The 17,476-nt window shown below is 68.6% G+C and carries 18 protein-coding genes; 9 read left to right on the plus strand and 9 right to left on the minus strand.

The features are described 5' to 3' along the window. Window positions 1-385: 385 nt before the first annotated feature. From rpmH to ACFQVD_RS31825, 8 genes are all read left to right on the plus strand, one after another. Window positions 386-523, plus strand: coding sequence for a 50S ribosomal protein L34 (rpmH, locus tag ACFQVD_RS31790; protein ID WP_010849920.1), 138 nt, complete (start codon window positions 386-388; stop codon window positions 521-523). 61 nt (window positions 524-584) lie between these two features. Beyond that, on the plus strand, window positions 585-1,007 hold the full coding sequence (rnpA, locus tag ACFQVD_RS31795; RefSeq protein WP_343970416.1) for a ribonuclease P protein component: 423 nt from the start codon (window positions 585-587) through the stop codon (window positions 1,005-1,007). After that, complete coding sequence (yidD, locus tag ACFQVD_RS31800) at window positions 1,007-1,279, plus strand: membrane protein insertion efficiency factor YidD (protein ID WP_425580431.1); 273 nt, start codon at window positions 1,007-1,009, stop codon at window positions 1,277-1,279. The genes rnpA and yidD overlap by 1 nt, the downstream gene beginning before the upstream one ends. 4 nt (window positions 1,280-1,283) lie before the next feature. Beyond that, entirely contained in the window at window positions 1,284-2,234 is a 951-nt protein-coding gene (yidC, locus tag ACFQVD_RS31805; RefSeq protein ID WP_343970410.1) for a membrane protein insertase YidC, read from the plus strand. 35 nt (window positions 2,235-2,269) lie between these two features. Next, window positions 2,270-2,773: a Jag family protein gene (locus tag ACFQVD_RS31810; RefSeq protein ID WP_364154817.1), complete on the plus strand. Its 504-nt coding sequence runs from the start codon at window positions 2,270-2,272 to the stop codon at window positions 2,771-2,773. A 190-nt stretch (window positions 2,774-2,963) separates the two neighbouring features. Continuing rightward, window positions 2,964-3,659: a 16S rRNA (guanine(527)-N(7))-methyltransferase RsmG gene (gene rsmG / locus ACFQVD_RS31815; RefSeq protein ID WP_343970404.1), complete on the plus strand. Its 696-nt coding sequence runs from the start codon at window positions 2,964-2,966 to the stop codon at window positions 3,657-3,659. 196 nt (window positions 3,660-3,855) lie between these two features. Beyond that, the gene (locus tag ACFQVD_RS31820) at window positions 3,856-4,782 is read left to right on the plus strand and encodes a ParA family protein (RefSeq protein ID WP_343970401.1); all 927 of its coding nucleotides are present in this window, start codon (window positions 3,856-3,858) and stop codon (window positions 4,780-4,782) included. Between the two features lie 71 nt (window positions 4,783-4,853). Then, window positions 4,854-5,828 (plus strand): ParB/RepB/Spo0J family partition protein, encoded by a 975-nt coding sequence (locus tag ACFQVD_RS31825; RefSeq protein WP_343970398.1) that lies wholly within the window; start codon window positions 4,854-4,856, stop codon window positions 5,826-5,828. Window positions 5,829-6,214: 386 nt separating this feature from the next. Here the strand turns inward: ACFQVD_RS31825 and ACFQVD_RS31830 are convergent, their stop codons facing one another. The 3 genes from ACFQVD_RS31830 to ACFQVD_RS31840 form a co-directional block, all read right to left on the minus strand. Next, window positions 6,215-7,273, minus strand: coding sequence for a threonine aldolase family protein (locus ACFQVD_RS31830; RefSeq protein WP_343970395.1), 1,059 nt, complete (start codon window positions 7,271-7,273; stop codon window positions 6,215-6,217). 230 nt (window positions 7,274-7,503) lie between these two features. After that, the gene (locus tag ACFQVD_RS31835) at window positions 7,504-8,457 is read right to left on the minus strand and encodes a D-alanine--D-alanine ligase family protein (protein WP_343970392.1); all 954 of its coding nucleotides are present in this window, start codon (window positions 8,455-8,457) and stop codon (window positions 7,504-7,506) included. Window positions 8,458-8,645: 188 nt separating this feature from the next. Further along, the gene (locus ACFQVD_RS31840) at window positions 8,646-9,878 is read right to left on the minus strand and encodes an aminotransferase-like domain-containing protein (RefSeq protein WP_343970936.1); all 1,233 of its coding nucleotides are present in this window, start codon (window positions 9,876-9,878) and stop codon (window positions 8,646-8,648) included. Window positions 9,879-10,176: 298 nt separating this feature from the next. Between ACFQVD_RS31840 and ACFQVD_RS31845 the strand changes: the two genes are divergently transcribed. Beyond that, on the plus strand, window positions 10,177-10,797 hold the full coding sequence (locus ACFQVD_RS31845) for a GNAT family N-acetyltransferase (protein ID WP_326646217.1): 621 nt from the start codon (window positions 10,177-10,179) through the stop codon (window positions 10,795-10,797). A gap of 183 nt (window positions 10,798-10,980) precedes the next feature. On the opposite strand, the gene trxA is transcribed toward ACFQVD_RS31845, so the two are convergent. The 6 genes from trxA to murJ form a co-directional block, all read right to left on the minus strand. Beyond that, window positions 10,981-11,304, minus strand: coding sequence for a thioredoxin (trxA, locus tag ACFQVD_RS31850; RefSeq protein WP_343970382.1), 324 nt, complete (start codon window positions 11,302-11,304; stop codon window positions 10,981-10,983). A gap of 64 nt (window positions 11,305-11,368) precedes the next feature. Beyond that, window positions 11,369-12,304: a thioredoxin-disulfide reductase gene (gene trxB, locus ACFQVD_RS31855; protein WP_343970379.1), complete on the minus strand. Its 936-nt coding sequence runs from the start codon at window positions 12,302-12,304 to the stop codon at window positions 11,369-11,371. A 173-nt stretch (window positions 12,305-12,477) separates the two neighbouring features. Continuing rightward, on the minus strand, window positions 12,478-13,398 hold the full coding sequence (locus ACFQVD_RS31860; RefSeq protein ID WP_343970376.1) for an anti-sigma factor family protein: 921 nt from the start codon (window positions 13,396-13,398) through the stop codon (window positions 12,478-12,480). Next, a complete protein-coding gene (gene sigM / locus ACFQVD_RS31865; RefSeq protein WP_343970373.1) occupies window positions 13,388-14,035 on the minus strand; it encodes an RNA polymerase sigma factor SigM in 648 nt (215 codons plus the stop codon). The genes ACFQVD_RS31860 and sigM overlap by 11 nt, the downstream gene beginning before the upstream one ends. Before the next feature lie 114 nt (window positions 14,036-14,149). Next, window positions 14,150-15,661 carry a protein kinase family protein gene (locus tag ACFQVD_RS31870; protein ID WP_343970370.1) on the minus strand — a complete coding sequence of 504 codons (1,512 nt, stop codon included), beginning with the start codon at window positions 15,659-15,661 and terminating at the stop codon, window positions 14,150-14,152. A gap of 195 nt (window positions 15,662-15,856) precedes the next feature. Next, window positions 15,857-17,461, minus strand: a complete 1,605-nt coding sequence (gene murJ / locus ACFQVD_RS31875; RefSeq protein WP_343970367.1) for a murein biosynthesis integral membrane protein MurJ — start codon at window positions 17,459-17,461, stop codon at window positions 15,857-15,859. Window positions 17,462-17,476 lie beyond the last annotated feature (15 nt).

Raw genomic sequence — 17,476 nt, forward strand, 5'->3', positions numbered from 1 at the left:
ATCGAATCCACAGGCTGTGCACAGTCTGTTACCCGCGGTCCGACGCGTCCTCGCAGTGGAGAGAGGGTTTGGAAGGGCCGAGGGTAGCCCTGTCCACAGCTGTGTACAAGACGTTGTCCACAGCCTAGTGGCAGTACGGGGGGGACAGAGTGCACATCCTGTGGACGGCGGGGCGCCAGTGGAAAACGTGCCTGTGGAAAGGTGGATAACCTGTGTTCGCGTGCTCCAGGATGTTCTCCGGTTTGACCTGGGACGCGCCTGCCCCGTAACGTACGACGGTCGGCTTGCCACGCGGCGGCTATTTCGCATGCCCCGCATCCGGCAGGCCAGCCACTGTCGAGCGTCCCCATGTGCTGGGGATGCGTCTTGAGCCTGGAGCCCACTCGTGAGCAAGCGTACTTTCCAGCCGAACAACCGCCGTCGTGCGAAGACCCACGGCTTCCGGCTCCGCATGCGCACCCGCGCCGGCCGTGCCATCCTTGCCGCTCGCCGTCGCAAGGGCCGCGCCGAGCTCTCCGCCTGACGCATCCGTTGCGCCCGGTCCGCCGGGCCAAGGCAGCAGAGCCCGTCGCCCGTCGGCAGCGATGCCGACGGGCGACAGGCGTACCTGCCCAGGGTCACGAAGGTCTCTCGTGTTGCCGTCCGGGTCCCGCATGCGCCGGGGCGACGATTTCGCCGGCGCGATCAGAAGGGGAAGCCGAGCAGGCCGCCCCACCCTGGTCGCGCACTTTGGCATGCGCGCGGACACTGACGATCCTCCCCTGGTCGGATTCGTGGTGAGTCGCGCCGTAGGAGGCGCGGTCATCAGAAATCGGGTCAAACGTCAGTTGCGACACCTCATGCGAAACCGTCTCGACCGGCTTCCGCGAGGTAGCCTGCTTGTTGTACGCGCCAATCCACCGGCCGCGTCCGCGCGAAGCGAGCGCATTGCCGCCGAACTCGACGTCGCGCTGGATCGTTTACTCAGGCGGCTAGAGCCCCCGGGGGCTCGCATGGATGGGCGATGATGACGGCGCAGCAGATCGCCGGGATTTCTCCGGCTGCCAGGATCCTGATGGCTCCGATCCGGTTCTACCGGGCCTTCGTGAGTCCTTTGCTGGGTCCCCGTTGCCGTTTCCACCCCTCGTGCAGTGCCTACGGCCTCGAAGCCGTGGCCGTTCACGGCGCGCTACGCGGCACATGGTTGACGATCCGGAGAATCGGGCGTTGCCACCCATTCCATCCCGGAGGCTTTGACCCGGTTCCCCCGGGCCGGTCCGACGAAACGCAAGGGAGCTAGCTCGGTGGAGCTGTCCTGGCTGAACTGGCTTTACACGGCCGTCGCCCAAGTGATCACCTGGATTCACGAGGGCTACAGCACCTTCATCCCGAGGAACAGCGGGCTCAACTGGGCGCTGACCATCATCACGCTCACCGTGCTGATGCGGCTGTTGATTTTCCCGCTCTTCCTCAAGCAGATGCGCTCTTCGAAGAAGATGCAGGAACTGGCGCCAAAGGTCCAGGAGATCCGCAAACGCTACAAGAACGACAAGCAGCGGATGAACCAGGAGGTCATGGCGCTGTACCAGGGGCAGGGCGCCAACCCGCTGGGTGGCTGCCTGCCGATCCTGGCGCAGTTCCCGATCTTCATCTCGATGTTCACCGTGCTCCAGGCCATGGCCAACAGCCCGGTGCCCAAGTTCGGCATGACCCAGCAGCTGATGGACAGCGCCAGGGCGGCCCACATCTTCGGCGCGCCGATCCCGGCGACCTTTTTCACCAGTGCGAACGACATCATCGCGCTGAACGCCGACCCCATCATCACCAAGGTCGTTCTCGCCGTCTTCGTGGCGATCAGCTCGCTGACCACCTTCCTCACCGTCCGGCAGAGCGTGACCCGCTCGATGGCCCAGATGCCGGACAACCCGATGGCGCAGCAGCAGAAGATCCTGATGTACATCTCGCCGCTGTTCGCCATCTTCTCGCTGAACTTCCCCTTGGGCCTGATCCTCTACTGGGTCACCACGAACCTCTGGACCCTCGGCCAGCAGCACTGGTTCTACAGCCGCAATCCCTCCCCGGTGGTCGACGCGAAGGGCAACGTCACGACCCCCGAGCCCAAGCCGAGCCTGCTGAGCAAGGTCAAGAAGACCGCCCCCGAGCCCGAGGCGCCGTCCGCGCCGGAGCCGAAGGTAATCCGCCAGCAGCCCACCCGCCAGCCCCGCAGCAAGCGGACCGGTAGCAAGAAGTCCTGACGTCTCATCCCGACAGCACGAAGGAGTGGCCGGACGTGACCGAGGCCGAGGCCGAGAGGGAGCCCGTGAAGGCGGCTCCCGATCTCGCCGCCCTGGAGCAGGAAGGCGAGATCGCGGCGGATTACGTCGAGGGTCTGCTTGACATCGCCGACATTGACGGCGACATCGACATGGATGTCGAAGGTGATCGCGCCGTGGTGTCGGTGGTCGATATCAAGGGTGGTGATCTGGTCGGCCCCAACGGCGAGGTGCTGGAGGCCATCCAGGAATTGACACGCCTCGCGGTCCACCGCCAGACGGGTGAGCGGTCGCGCCTGATGCTCGACATCGGTGGCTACCGCGACCGCCGCCGAAGCGAGCTGAGCGAGCTCGGCACCAAGATCGCTGCGGACGTCAAGCGGGATGGCGAGCCCAAGTCGCTGCAGCCGATGACCCCGTTCGAGCGGAAGATCGTGCATGACGCCGTCGCGGCGGCGGGCCTGCGGAGCGAGTCCGAGGGCGAGGAGCCCCGCCGTTTCGTGGTGGTCCTCCCCGCCTGACGACGGCGGACGGGCAGAGGCCGCCGCCCCTGGTTCTTCCAGGGGCGGCGGCCTTTTTCGTGGCCTGTTCCGTACGATGTCGGCGGTGGCATACGAGTTTGGGGCCCGCGCCGTGCGGTGTCGTCGAGGCGGGCCGTTAGCCTTAAGACCGGCCTGACCCCGACATTTCCGAGGGAAGAGTGAGCGTCGAGTGAGTGACCAGATCCCTGAGCCGCCCGTGGTCGCGCACGAGGTGTTCGCCGGTGACGCCTGGGCCAGGGCGGAGGCGTTCGCGGAACTGCTGGCCGGCCCCGGGGTGGTGCGCGGGCTGCTCGGTCCGCGAGAGGTGCCGCGCATCTGGGACCGCCACCTGCTCAACTGCGCGGTGGTCGCCGAGGCCGTGCCCGCGGGCGCACGCCTGGTCGACATCGGTTCCGGTGCCGGACTGCCGGGCCTGGTCCTGGCGATCGTACGACCGGACATCACCGTCACCCTCCTGGAGCCGCTCCTTCGCCGGACGGTCTTCCTGGAGGAGTGCGTGGAGTCGCTGAAGCTCGGCAACGTCGAGGTGTTGCGCGGCCGGGCGGAGGAGTTCGCGGGCAGGCGGGAGTTCGACGTCGCCTCCGCCCGAGCGGTGGCACCGCTCGACCGCCTGCTGAAATGGTCGCTTCCCCTCCTGCGTGAGGGGGGCGAGCTGTTGGCCATGAAGGGCGAGCGCGCGGCGGAGGAATTGGCGGACGCCGAACGGCAATTGCGGTCGAGTGGGGTTCAAACCGCTGAGCTCACCTCGGTCGGGCACGGTAAGGTCGAGCCGCCCACAACTCTCATCCGGGTGGTCGCCGGTCGAGCTCCAGAAGGAGCGCGGAAGACCGCTCGCCGGAAGGATCGCGCCTCGCGAGGCAGGTAGCGCGAGGCCAGTAGACAAACCGAGCAAAGCGAGTACGAGGCCAGTGGACGACCGTACAGGTGCGATTGCCAGCGCGACGAGCGGTCTCGGCTGGCCCGAGAATCCGGCCGCTTTGCCACATGGACGCCTTTCCGGTCTGGGTTGGCCGGCACCGGCTCCCGGTGCCGTAGTCAGGCCGGTTGAAAGGACGACGACCGTGACCCAGACCCCCCTTAATCCCGGCGACTCGCCGCTGGTACGAGAGGCACTCAGCTCAGTGGTTTCACGTGAAACATCGACCCGGAAGACCGCCGCCGCTCCTGGAGGTTCCACCGGGGGCCGAGATGGAGATTGGCCCCGCCCTCCCAAAACCCGGATCTTCACCGTCGCCAACCAGAAGGGCGGCGTCGGTAAGACCACCACGTCGGTCAACCTGGCGGCCGCGCTGTCCATGCATGGCCAGCGGGTGCTCGTGGTCGACCTCGATCCACAGGGCAACGCCTCGACGGCCCTGGCAGTCGAGCACCGTGGCGACGTACCGGACATGTACAAGGTGCTCGTGGAGGACATGCCGCTCGCGGAGGTGGTGAAGGAGGTCCCGGACATGCCGGGCCTCTACTGTGCTCCCGCCACGATCGACCTGGCCGGTGCCGAGATCGAGTTGGTCTCGATGGTCGCCCGTGAGGCTCGTCTGCAGCGCGCGCTGACCGCGTACGACGCCGTTGAGTTCGACTACATCCTCATTGACTGCCCTCCCTCGCTCGGCCTGCTCACCGTCAACGCGCTGATGGCCGCCAACGAGTTGCTGATCCCCATCCAGTGCGAGTACTACGCGCTGGAAGGTCTTGGGCAGCTGTTGAGGAACGTGGATCTGGTCCGCGCCCATCTGAACCCCACGCTTGACCTCTCCACCATCCTCATGACGATGTACGACGGACGCACCCGCCTGGCCTCCCAGGTGGCCGACGAGGTCCGCTCCCACTTCGGCGCGACGGTGTTGAGCACGTTGATCCCCCGGAGCGTGCGCGTCTCCGAGGCCCCGAGCTACGGTCAGTCGGTCATGACGTACGATCCGGGCTCCAGCGGAGCGATGGCCTATATGGACGCCGCTCGTGAGATCGCTTATCGCGGTGTGGCCGTATGAGTACCGCGAATCCCGTGGCCGTGGCCGCGGACATGCCAGTGAGGGCGACATCTTGAGCCTCGGGAGGGGCAGTGAGTAAGCAGCCGAGAGGGCTGGGCAGGGGACTGGGGGCCCTCATCCCGACGGGCCCGGCCGTCGTCGCCGAGACACCCGTGTCGATGACCGTGACGATGGTCGCCCCGGAGCCGACGGTGCCGGAGCAGTCCGGCCCCAAGCCGGTCGCGGGTGCCTACTTCCTTGAGATCCCCGTCGACGACATCGTGCCCAATCCGCGCCAGCCCCGCGACGTCTTCGATGAGGAGGCACTGAAGGAGTTGGCCGCCTCGATCGGCGAAGTCGGCCTGCTCCAGCCGGTCGTGGTGCGTGCGACCGGCGAGGGGCGCTACGAGCTGGTCATGGGTGAGCGCCGCTGGCGTGCTTCCAAGCTCGCCGGCCTCTCCGAGATCCCCGCGATCGTACGGAGCACCCAAGAGGACAAGCTCCTGCTTGACGCGCTCATCGAGAACCTCCAGCGCGAGCAGCTCAACGCCCTGGAGGAGGCGGCGGCCTATCAGCAGCTGCTCGACGACTTCGGTGCGACCCACGAGCAGCTCGCCACCCGTATCGGCCGCTCCCGCTCGCACGTGACCAACACGCTCCGTCTGCTGAAGTTGCCGCCCGGCGTGCAGCTCAGTGTCGCGGCCGGCACGATCAGCGCGGGTCACGCGCGGGCGCTGCTTCGCCTGGACGACCCCGCCGCCCAGGAGCATCTCGCCCGCCGGATCGTTGCCGAGCTGCTGTCGGTCCGCGCGGTCGAGGAGATCGTCGCCGTGGGCGACACCAGGGCGGCTCCGGCACCGGCTCCGCGAACCCCTCGGGCGAAGCCCACCGAGGAGCCCGTCCTCCGGCAGCTGGCAGACCGTCTCTCCGATCGTTTCGAGACCCGAGTGAAGGTCGACTTCGGCCGCCGTAAGGGCCGCATCGTGGTGGAGTTCGCGACCATCGACGACCTGGAGCGCATCATCAGCACGATGGCCCCGGGATCGCTGCAGGTGCAGGAAGGGTGATTTCCGGCAGGGCCCGTGAGGGCGAGGTCAATGGCGCCTCGTTGTGAGCCGGTGAATCCCGGCCCCGGCGCCCCTCTCCCGGAGGATTTCCGACGAGAACGGCCTCCCTGTTTCACGTGAAACAGGGAGGCCGTTCTCGTGTCCCCGGTCGCCCTCCCTTGGCCGTCGTACGCCACCGCGACGGTCGAGTGAAGCCCTCCCTCGCCGCACGCGCACGCGCGCCCTCAGGGCCGCAAGGCTGCCGAGCCCTCGGCCTTGATGCCGGCGCGGCCCTCTGTCGCCGCGACGGAGACGGTGCCGTTTCACGTGAAACATCGAGCGTCGGCCGAGGCGAACGAGCAGGGGTACCCGCAGGGGACGACCGTTTCACGTGAAACAGCCGTCACTCAGGAGCCGGCCGTCCCCTGGACGGCGAGCCGGATGTCGGCGACGAAGGTATCGACATGCTCGGGACTGGTGTCAAAGGCGGTCACCCAGCGGACCACGTTCTCGGCCGCGTCCCAGAGATGGAAGAGGTAGCGCTGCTGCAACTCCGCGATGACCTTTTCCGGGAGGGCGGGAAAGACCGCGTTGGACTGCACCGGGTAACGCAGGGAGACGCCCGGGAGGTCGGCGATGCCCTCGGCCAGGCGGTGGGCCATGGCGTTCGCGTGGGCGGCGTTCTCGCGCCAGAGGTCATCGGTGAGGAGCGCGGTCAGCTGGGCGGAGACGAAGCGCATCTTGGAGGCGAGCTGCATTCCCTGCTTGCGTAGGAACGGCGTCGGGGCGTCCAGTTCGGGGCGGAGGACCACGAGCGCCTCGGCGCCCATGGCGCCGTTCTTGGTGCCGCCGAAGCTGAGCAGGTCCACGCCCGCGTCCGTGGTGAGGGAGCGGAGCGAGCAGCCGAGTTCGGCCGCCGCGTTGGCCAGCCGGGCGCCGTCCATGTGCAGGAAGAGGCCCCGCGCGTGCGCGAACTCCGCGAGCTCGGCGACCTCGTCGGCGGTGTAGCAGGTGCCGCACTCGGTCACCTGGGAGATGGAGATGACCCTGGGCTGGGAGTGGTGCGCATCCCCCAGCACCGACAGCAGACCCCGGATGTCGTCCACGAAGATTTTGCCGTCATCGGTGGGGATGGTGACCAGCTTGACACCGAGCACGCGTTCGGCCGCGCCGCACTCGTTGGTGTTGATGTGGGCGGTGACCGGACAGATCACCGCGTCGTACGGCCGCAGCGCGAGCCCTAGTCCCACGACGTTGGCTCCGGTGCCGTTGAACATCGGATAGACGGTCGCCTGGGGGCCGAACTCGGTACTGAAGGCGTCTTCCATCGCGGCGGTCCAGACGTCCTCGCCGTAGGCGGGAGCGTCTCCGGTGTTCGCTTCGAGGACGGCGGCGAGGACCGCGGGGTGTACGCCCGCGTGGTTGTCACTGGCGAAGCTCTTGGGAAATGGGGTGGAGGTCAGCACACGGCCAGCGTAGGGGGGACGGTCCGCTCACCGTTACGCCCCTGGTCCACCCCGGCCGGCTTCCCGCCGGCCTCGGGGCTCTCGGCGGCCCTCCACCGAACCGTCGCGCCTCCCGCGGGCCTCGATCGGCTGATGACCGGACCGCCGGTGTTCCCGTCGGGGTCGCGCTCCCGGCCCCCATCCGGGGTCCCCGTCGCGCGCTTCGAGCATTCCCAGGAAGGCGGGCGGGGTCAGGCGCCGCGGGCGGCGGCCTGTTCGAGGAGGATCCGGCAGAGGGTGCCGAGGTCGTCGCCGGCGGCCTCCACGGCCATGGGGAGGGAGGAGGTCTCGGTCATACCGGGGGCGACGTTGACTTCGAGGAAGTGCGGCAGGCCGTCCGCGTCGACGATCAGGTCGGTGCGGGAGATGTCCCGGAGGCCGAGGGCGGTGTGCGCGGTCACGGCCATCTCGGTGCAGGCCGCGGAGACCTCGGGCGAGAGGCGGGCAGGGGCGAAGAACTCGGTGTGCCCAGCGGTGTAGCGGGCCGCGTAGTCGTACATGCCCTCGTCGGGGACGATCTCCACGGGGGGCAGGGCCACCGGCCCGTTCCCGAGGTCGACCACGGAGACGGCGACCTCGACGCCGTCGATGCAACGTTCGATCAGTGCGGTGTCGCCGTAGGCGAAGCAGCCGACCATGGCGGCGGGAAGTTCCTCCGCGCTGCGGACCATCGACGCACCGAGTGCGGAGCCACCTCGGGACGGCTTGACGAACAGGGGCAGGCCGAGGCGCTCCACGATCCGGGCCAGCACCGCGGAGGCGCCGAGGTCGTGAAAGGTCTCCTTGGGCAGCGTCACCGATTCGGGGGTGCGCAGACCGAAGGAGCGGACGACGGTCTTGGCGGTGGGCTTGTCGTAGGCGACCCGGCAGGCGTCGGGGCCGGCCCCGACGTACGGGACGGAGAGGAGTTCGAGCACCGTGCGGATGGCGCCGTCCTCGCCCGCCCCGCCGTGAAGGGTGACGAAGACCGCGTCCGGCGGGTCCGCGAGCACGGAGGGAACCAGTGACGCGTCGGTGTCGCGGGTCTCCACGGAGATGCCCGCCCCGCGCAGCACCTCACTCACCCGCCGCCCCGAACGCAGTGAGACCTCCCGCTCGTAGGAGAGTCCGCCCGCCAGGACGAGCACATGGCCCAGGTCACTCATCCGACATACCTCTCGTCAAGGCCCGCTCCGAGCCTGTTCTGTCGCTCTCGCCGCGCATGGCCCGGCCTTCCCGGCGGACCGGATCTATCGCCGCGCACCGGCACAGGAAGTCACCGTACGGTACCGGGCGGGAGGAGATCATGCCGGTAGGTGTCCTGTTGCCGCGGGACACCTACCGTGCGGCGTGGTCACGCGAGATCGGGGCCAGGGGTGTCGACCCCGATGCGGTCCGGGGACGAGCCGGTTCCGAACGTGTCGCGGACACGAAGTTCCTGTTCGATCACCCCGGCCAGGCGGCGGACGCCCTCGCGGATGCGGTCGGGCTCCGGATAGCAGTAGGAGAGCCGCATGTTCCGCGCGCCGCCGCCGTCGGCGAAGAAACCGGTGCCCGGCACGAAGGCCACCCGTTCGGCGACCGCGCGGGGCAGCAGCGCCTTGGAGTCGAGCCCCTCGGGGAGGGTGGCCCAGACGAAGAACCCGCCCGCGGGGCGGGTCCAGGTGACGCCGGCGGGCATCAGGGCCTCCAGTGAGGCGAGCATGGTGTCGCGGCGCTCGCGGTAGAGCTCTATGAACGTCTTGATCTGCTCGCGCCAGGGCTGAGTGGCGAGGTACTGACCGACGGCCAGCTGGGTGAAGGAGGAGTGCGACAGGACCGCGGACTCCATCGCCAGCACCAGCTTCTCGCGGACGGCGTGCGGGGCGAGCGCCCAGCCGACCCGGAAGCCGGGGGCCAGGGTCTTGGAGAACGAGCCGAGATAGACCACGCCTTCGGCGTTGTCGGCGCGGAGCGTCCGCATGGGCTCGCCGTCGAAGCCGAGCATGCCGTACGGGTTGTCCTCGACGATCAGCACGTCGGCACGCTGGCAGATCTCCAGGACCTGCTGCCTGCGCACGGCGTTGAGCGTCACTCCGGCGGGGTTCTGGAAAGTGGGGATCGTGTAGAGGAACTTGATCCGATTGCCCGCGCTGTTCAGGGCGTAGATGGTCTGGGCCAGCGACTCGGGGACGATTCCCTCGCTGTCCATCGCGACGTGGATGACCTTGGCCTGGTACGCGGAGAACGTGCCCAGGGCTCCGACGTAGGAGGGGCCCTCGGCGAGCACGACGTCACCCGGGTCGATGAAGATCCGGGTGATCAGGTCGAGTGCCTGCTGGGAGCCGACGGTCACCACGACGTCGTCGGCGACTGCCTCGATCCCCTCCATCCGCATGACGTCGCAGATCTGCTCGCGCAGGTGCGGGTCGCCCTGGCCGGAGCCGTACTGGAGCGCGACGGGACCGCGCCTGGCGACCAGGTCGGCGACCAGTTCCCCCACCACGTCCAGGGGCAGGGCGGTGACGTACGGCATTCCGCCGGCGAGCGAGACCACCTCGGGCCTCGACGCGACGGAGAAAAGAGCTCGAATCTCGGAGGCGACCATCCCGGTTGCTCGTGCCGCGTACCGGTCGACATAGGCGTCGATGCGCGATCCCTGGGTCGGAGCGACGGCCTGACCGTGATCTTTATCCTGGGGCACGGTCCACCTCCTAAATTGTGTGGCGCATAAAGCGCTCATATTAGAGAAACCAGGTTACGTCAGAGGTCGTAGTCGTCTGCGTGTGGGGACGGGACCTCCTGAAACCAAGACCCGCACTGAGCTACGATGCCAGCTGGAGACGCCGTTTTCGCGCGTTTTTCGCCATGGCTTGCACTCGTCTCGCCAGGATTGGGGCCAACAGGTGTCGCGTCGGCTGGCAAACGTCACCCTCGACAATCTCGACGACCTGCCGCGCCGCTGCCGCCGGTGCGTCTTCTGGGAGCTCGATCCCGTCAACGCGGATCGGGCGGTGAAGGCCGGTGATCCGGGGCTGGAGAAGGAGGCGTGGATCTCCTCCACGCTGCTGGAGTGGGGAAGCTGCGGCAAGATCGTCTATGTGGACGGGGTGGCCGCCGGTTTCGTGCTCTACGCGCCGCCGCACTACGTGCCGCGCTCGGTGGCCTTCCCGACCTCGCCGGTCAGCGCGGACGCGGTGCTGCTGATGACCGCGCACATCATCCCCGAGTTCTCCGGGGGCGGCCTGGGGCGGATGCTGGTCCAGGGCGTGGCCAAGGACCTGACCCGGCGCGGGGTGCGGGCGATCGAGGCGTTCGGCGACCTGAAGTGGGAGCAGCCGGGCGCCTGTCTGATGCCCGCCGACTACCTGCTCTCCGTGGGTTTCAAGACGGTCCGTCCGCACCTGCGCTTCCCCCGCCTCCGCCTGGAGCTCAAGAACGCCGTCTCGTGGCGTGAGGACGTCGAGGTGGCACTGGAGAGGCTTCTTGGGAGCATGAGTCCGGAGAGGGCCCTGCGGCCCGTCTGAGACCTTCTGGAGCCCGTACGGCGCCACCTTGGACGTCCCCCGCGATCCGGAGGTCGAGGTCCGGCACGTCCGGCGCATGTGAAAGCCCCCCGCGGTGAGGCGGGGGGCTTTCTGTGGGTGGGTGTGCCGCTCGGAAGCGGGTGATACGGCGGGCGCCGTGGGGAGCGGCCGGCCGCAGGGGGCCTAGATGATGCCCTCGAGCTCGCGAAGCAGCATGGCCTTCGGCTTGGCACCGATGATCTGCTTCACAACCTCTCCGTTCTTATAGACGTTCAGGGTGGGAATCTGGAGTACGCCATAGTTTGTGGCCGTTGCCGGATTCTCGTCGACATTCAGCTTGACGATGGTGAGCCTCTCGGCCTGCTCGCCGGCGATCTCCTCCAGGATCGGCGCCACCTGCCGGCACGGGCCGCACCACTCGGCCCAGAAGTCGACGATCACGGGCTTGTCGCTCTTGAGGACGTCGGCCTCGAAGCTGGCGTCGGTCACGTGCTTGATGGTCCCCAATGTCCTGCTCTCCCTCTGTGCCTGATGGGTGGCTGATGCCTGATGTCGGTCTCGCGGACCGGCGTCACACGCCGGCGTGCTCGGCCAGCCAGCGCTCGGAGTCGAGCGAGGCGGCGCAGCCGGTGCCCGCGGCGGTGATCGCCTGCCGGTAGGTGTGGTCGACGACGTCGCCGGCGGCGAAGACGCCGTCGAGGTTGGTGCGGGTCGAGGGGGCGTCGACCTTGATGTAGCCCTCGTCGTCGAGCTCCACCTGGCCCTTGACGAGCTCGGTGCGGGGGTCGTGCCCGATCGCGATGAACAGGCCGGTGGCCGCCAGCTCGGACTCCTCACCGGTCTTGAGGTTGCGCAGGCGCACCCCGCTCACCTTGTTCTCGCCCAGCACGTCGACGACCTCGCTGTCCCAGACGAAGCGGATCTTCTCGTTCGCGAACGCGCGGTCCTGCATGATCTTGCTGGCGCGCAGTTCGTCGCGGCGGTGCACGACGGTCACCGAGGAGGCGAACCGGGTGAGGAAGGTGGCCTCCTCCATGGCGGTGTCGCCGCCGCCCACGACCACGATGTCCTGGCCGCGGAAGAAGAAGCCGTCACAGGTGGCGCACCAGGACACACCGTGTCCGGACAGGCGCTTCTCGTTGGGCACGCCCAGCTCGCGGTAGCCGGAGCCGGTGGCCAGGATGACGGACCTGGCGTAGAAGGTGTCGGTGGCGGTCCTGACGACCTTGGGGCTGGCGGTCAGGTCGACCTCCACCACGTCGTCGGCGACCAGTTCGGCACCGAACCGCTCGGCCTGCTTGCGCAGCCCGTCCATCAGGTCGGGGCCCATGATGCCGTCGGGGAAGCCCGGGAAGTTCTCAACCTCGGTGGTGTTCATCAGGGCGCCACCGGCGGTGACGGACCCCTCGAAGACCAGCGGGTTGAGGTCGGCACGCGCGGAGTACACAGCGGATGTGTAACCGGCGGGACCCGATCCGATGATGATCACATTCCGGACGTCCATCACTGCTCGTGCCTCTCCCTCTGTCGATGCCACCGGCGTCAACAGATCCTAGGCGCAGCTGATTCCCGCCGGGCGCACCGACGGATTCGCAGGTGAAACGGGAAGGCCCGGCACGGAACGAATCCGTGCCGGGCCTTCCCGGAAAGGGCGAGGACCCTACCCGCGGGTCCCCCCGATCACTTCCAGCGTGCGAGGCCGGGCTTGCGCACGTTGTCGCACTGCGGGCCCACGACGTGGACACGCACGGTGTTCTTGGCCTGGTTCTGCCAGAAGAGCAGGATGTTGGCCTCCTGCCCGTTGTAGAACCCCTGGTCCACGGCGAAGGGTGACTTGCCGATCTCCGCCGAGATCTGCCGGACACACTTGTCGATCCCGGACTTGTCAGTCGTGCCGACGATGGTCGCGGGGCCGATGTAGTTGAGCAGCGAGCCGCGGAGCTCGGCGTCGGTGTAGTTCCAGTTGCTGTCGGTCAGCGCGTACTGGACCGTGTCACTCGGCGCGGGCTGGGCGACGAGAGGACTCGGGGCCGGGCCGGACGCGGTGAGCGTTCCGGTCGCCAGCACGGTCGCACCGATCACCGCGGCCGCGGCGCCCGCCGCCGCGGCGGGCATCGCCCACCGGCGCCGCCGGGTCGCCCGCCGGGTCACACCGTGACGTCTGGCCGGACCCGCTGGACTCACCGGGATCACGGTGCCGTCGTCGCCGACGACCCCCAGCCGCACGGCCGGCTCAGGCTCCTGCTCGGGAAGAGGCGCCCTCTCCCACGGCGCCGGTTCTGCGGGAGATCCCGTCTCCCACGGCGCGTCACGCATTATGTCGTCCCAGGCCGGTGCTTCCACCAGCCCCACTCCACCTCCACGGAAGCTCTCGGCCTCGGCGGCCAGCGCGCGGTCGATTCTCAGCGCGACTCCCATCGGCATCGCCGGTGTGGGCGTCGCCGCGAGCATCTCACGGACCGCTGCGAGGTCGGCGAGACTTTCGCCACAGGGATCGCAGATCGCGAGATGTTCGCGTACCTGCACGGCCGTGGCGGCGTCGAGGAGTCCCTCGGCCAGTTCGGCCAAGATCTCCAGGTCGTAGTGCGTATCACCCGTCACGAAGTTGTGCTCCCTTCGCGGATGAGACGCGAGACAGGTCTGATCGGTTCCGCAAATGGGAAAGAATCGGGGCGAGTTTCGCCCGGCCACGCGCGCATCGGCTCTTCACCGTGCCGCTCGGCACCTCCAGCACCTGGGCCGCGTCCTCGATCGAGTAGCCCATCATGTCCACGAGCACCAGCGCGGCGCGCTGGTCGGAGGGCAGCAGCTTCAGGGCCGCGGAGACCTCCATGGAAACCTCGCGCTCGGCCGTCTGGTCGAGCACCGGGGTGTCACGCTCCGCGGCCTCGACGAGTTCGTCGTCGGCCACCGGGCGTACCGATTTCCTGCGCATGCGGTCGAGGCAGGCGTTGACCACGATGCGGTGCAGCCACGTGGTCACCGCCGCCTCGCCGCGGAAACTCCCGGCCTTGCGGTAGGCCGAGACGAAGGCGTCCTGAACGGCATCGGCCGCCTCGTCGGGGTCGCCCAGCGTGCGCAGGGCGACCGCCCACATGCGGTCTCGATGTCGCTTGACTATCTCACTGAAGGCGTGCGGATCCCCGGCGAGGTGCCGGGTGAGCAGGTCGGCGTCGGACACGGGGGCCTTCGCCGTCTGCTGGTCCGCCGCTGGCGGGGTCTCGGGTGGGGAATTCACAAGGAGAGTCCTGCTATACCGGTCCGGGGAGAACACCACTACGGGATAGATGGTGCCATGGATTCTCCGATGATCTGTAAGAAGCCGCGTAAAACAGATCAAATCGCACCGGTGTCACTTGATCGTGAGGACCTTTATCTCCTGTATCTGGCCGCGGAACTTGCCCTGGTAGCTGGGCAGCTTGGTGAACCAGACGAGCACGTAGCGGCCCTTCGGCGGGTTCTCCGCAGAGTACGTCTTCTTGCCGGAGAGCCCGTTGAACTTCTCGACCGCGGTCAGGGCGTCGAGGTCGGCCGAGTCACCGATCCTGAGCTCCGCGGCGCCGCCCGAGGTGCCGCCGAAGTCGATCGAGACCTGCTTGACCGGGATGCTCTCCCCCATGTCCAGCAGCAGGCCGACACCGTTCTTGAGCCGCCCGAAGTCGGCGGAGTCGTACGTCTCGGAGTGCCAGTCGGTGGACTCCTTGCCGTCGACCGCGGCCGAGGCCCACCTGCTGCCCTCCTCCTGGTCGCCCAGCGGGTCGAAGCCGGTGGCCGTGGCCTTCACCTCGCGGGTGGCGACGGCCACGGTCGGCGTGGGAGTGGCGATCTGCTCGCCAGTGACCGGGGTGCCGGCGTTGCCGATGCTGCGGCCGAGCGTCCAGGCCCCCAGGCCGACGGCCACCATCACCAGCAGCACGACGACGGTCATGGCGACCTTGTTGAGCATCCCGCCACCCGCCTGGCGGGGCATCGGACGGGGCTGGTGCTGGGGTGGGGGCGTGTGGTGCTGGGGCGCCGCGGTGTCGATGCCCTCGGAGCGTGAGGAGGCCACCGGGAGCACCGTCATGGGCATCGGCGTCGGCATCGGCAGCGGGCTGGGCCGCGACACCGAGGCCAGGGCCTCGGCGAGCTCGGCGGGCGTGGTCAGCGGGTCGGCCCCGCGCCTGGTCTCCGGCAGCATCGCCCGGCAGACGATGGTGTCGAGGTAGCCGGGAACGCCCGCGGTGACCTGGCGCGGCGTGCAGAAGTGCCCGTCGTCCATGGGCGCGACCGGCAGGCCGCCGCTGTCGTGCTCCTCACCCGGCCAGTGGCCGGTCAGCCCGGCGTACAGCAGGCGGCCGAGGCCCTCGACGTCCTCGCGGGCCCCGTCGTCGCTCGTCACGTCGTTCAGGACGGCGTCGACCCCCAGGCCGAGCAGCTTGACGGTGCTGCCCGCCGTCCAGACCAGGTGCTCGGGGGTCAGGCAGAGGTGGGAGAGGTTCGCCTCGTGCGCGTGGGCCAGTGCCTCGGCGGCCTCGGCGACCATCGCGGCGGCCCGTTCGGGGTCGAGCGGGCCGCCCGCGATCATGTCGCCGAAGGTCTCACCGCTCACCCACTCGCTGACCACGTAGGAGTGGCCGTCGTCCTCGGTCGCGTCGAAGACCTGGGTGAGACGGGGGTCGGTCAGCCGGCTGGCCACCCGGGCCGCCGTGACGACCTCGTTCAGGCGAGGGAAGTCGGGGTCGAAGGTGTGGACGGCGACGGGCCGGGCGAGCACCTCGTCGATGGCCTTCCACAGCGTGGCACCGCCCGACTCGTAGACACGGTCTTCGAGCCGGAAGCGCTCGGCCAGCTTGGTGCCGGGCTCGACGGTGGGAGAACTCATGTGGACTCCGAAACTGAGAACACGACAGCACCACGCCAGGTCGGCACATCAAGACACATCACATGATGCCGGGTGGATCCGCCCACGCCCTCCTGCTTCCATTAGCCGCATGTCACCACACGTGTCGCACCATGGTAGTCCCGCGCCGGTTCCGCCCGTGTTCGCCTTGTCAGACGTTTGAGACAAGCCTTTGGCTTACCGGCCTACCCGTCCTGCCACCATTCCAACGATCGAGCTCACTTCGGGGATGCGCATCCGGTGGGCGATCGCCAAGTAAAGAACCATACCGAGTCCGCCGCCCGCCGCCAGCATGATGGCGGCACTCAGCGCGTCCAGCCCGGTGAGCTCCTGCGTGATCCAGAGCACGCCGAGCGCGAGCGCCGCCGCCGGGAGCGAGGCCAGGTACATCCGGGACAGCCCGGCGGCCACCTTGCGCCCTCCCAGGCCCTCCACCCTGCGCGAGGCCAGCACCCAGGCGACCGCGCTGCCCACCACGTAGGCGACGGTGAACGCGAAGGCCAGGCCCATCACGATGTACTTCGCCGGCAGGGTGAAGTAGGCGATGACGCTGAGCGTGGCGTTCACCGTCACGTTGCCGAGGGCGAGGAAGGCCGGGGTCCGGGTGTCGCCGAAGGAGTAGAAGACCCGCAGCAGGAGCTGGAAGATCGAGAACGGGACCAGCGACAGTCCGAAGACCTGCAGCACGTTGCCGATGTAGACCGCCGAGTCGACGGTCATGTTGCCCCAGGAGAAGATCAGTACGGTCACCGCGGGGCCGAGCACCATCAGCAGCAACCCGGCGGGCACGAGGAGCACCGAGATCAGCCGCACCCCTGAGGAGAACTCCGCCCTGACCGTCTCCAGTCTTCCCTCGGCCACGCCCCTGCTCATCCGGGGCAGCATCGCGGTGATCACCGAGACCGCGATGATCCCGTAGGGGAGCTGGAAGAGCTGGTAGGCGTAGGCGTAGGCGGCGTTTCCCGCGCCGGGCGCACGCTCGCCCGCGCCGGTCGCCAGCTTGGTGGTGACCAGGAAGCCCAGCTGGCTGATCCCCACGTAGGCGAAGGTCCAGACCGCGGTCCTGCCCATCTCGCCGAGCCCGGCGTTGCGCAGGTCGAACCTGGGCCGGAAGCGGAAGCCGACCCGGTGCAGCGCGATGACCAGCACCACGCACTGTGCCACGATGCCCGCGGTGGTGCCGAGCCCGAGCAGCGCCAGGTCGGCGTCACTGATCGTGTCGACGTCGGTGCCCGCCCCGCCCAGTTTCACGTAGTAGACGACCGCGACGCCGATCATCACGATGTTGTTCAGCACCGGCGCCCACATCGGCGCGGCGAACCTGTCCCGGGTGTTGAGAATCGCGCCGGCGATCGCGCCGACCCCGAAGAAGGCGATCTGCGGGAGGATGAACTGGGCCAGCCGGACCGCCACCTCGGTCTGCCTGGGGCCCCAGTCGGTGCTGTAGAGGCTGATCAGTGGCCCGGCCAGTGCCACCGCGACCACCGCCAGCAGGGTCAGCGCGACGAACCCGATCGTCATCAGCCGTTGCTCGTAGGCCCGGCCGCCATCGGGGTCGGCCTGCTGCCGCCGGATGATCATCGGGACCACGACGCTGCTCAGGACCCCGCCGATGAGCAGGTCGAACAGGGTGAACGGGATCGTGTAGGCCACGTTGTAGGCGTCGCCCAGGGCGAAGGTCCCGATGGCCGCGGCGAGCACCGCCGTCCGGACGAAGCCGGTGACGCGGGAGACCATCGTCCCCGCCGCCATGATCGCGCTCGCACGCAGAACCCTGCTCATGCGCCATTCCTCCGC

Source organism: Streptosporangium amethystogenes subsp. fukuiense (genome assembly GCF_042665875.1).
GTDB lineage: Bacteria > Actinomycetota > Actinomycetes > Streptosporangiales > Streptosporangiaceae > Streptosporangium > Streptosporangium fukuiense.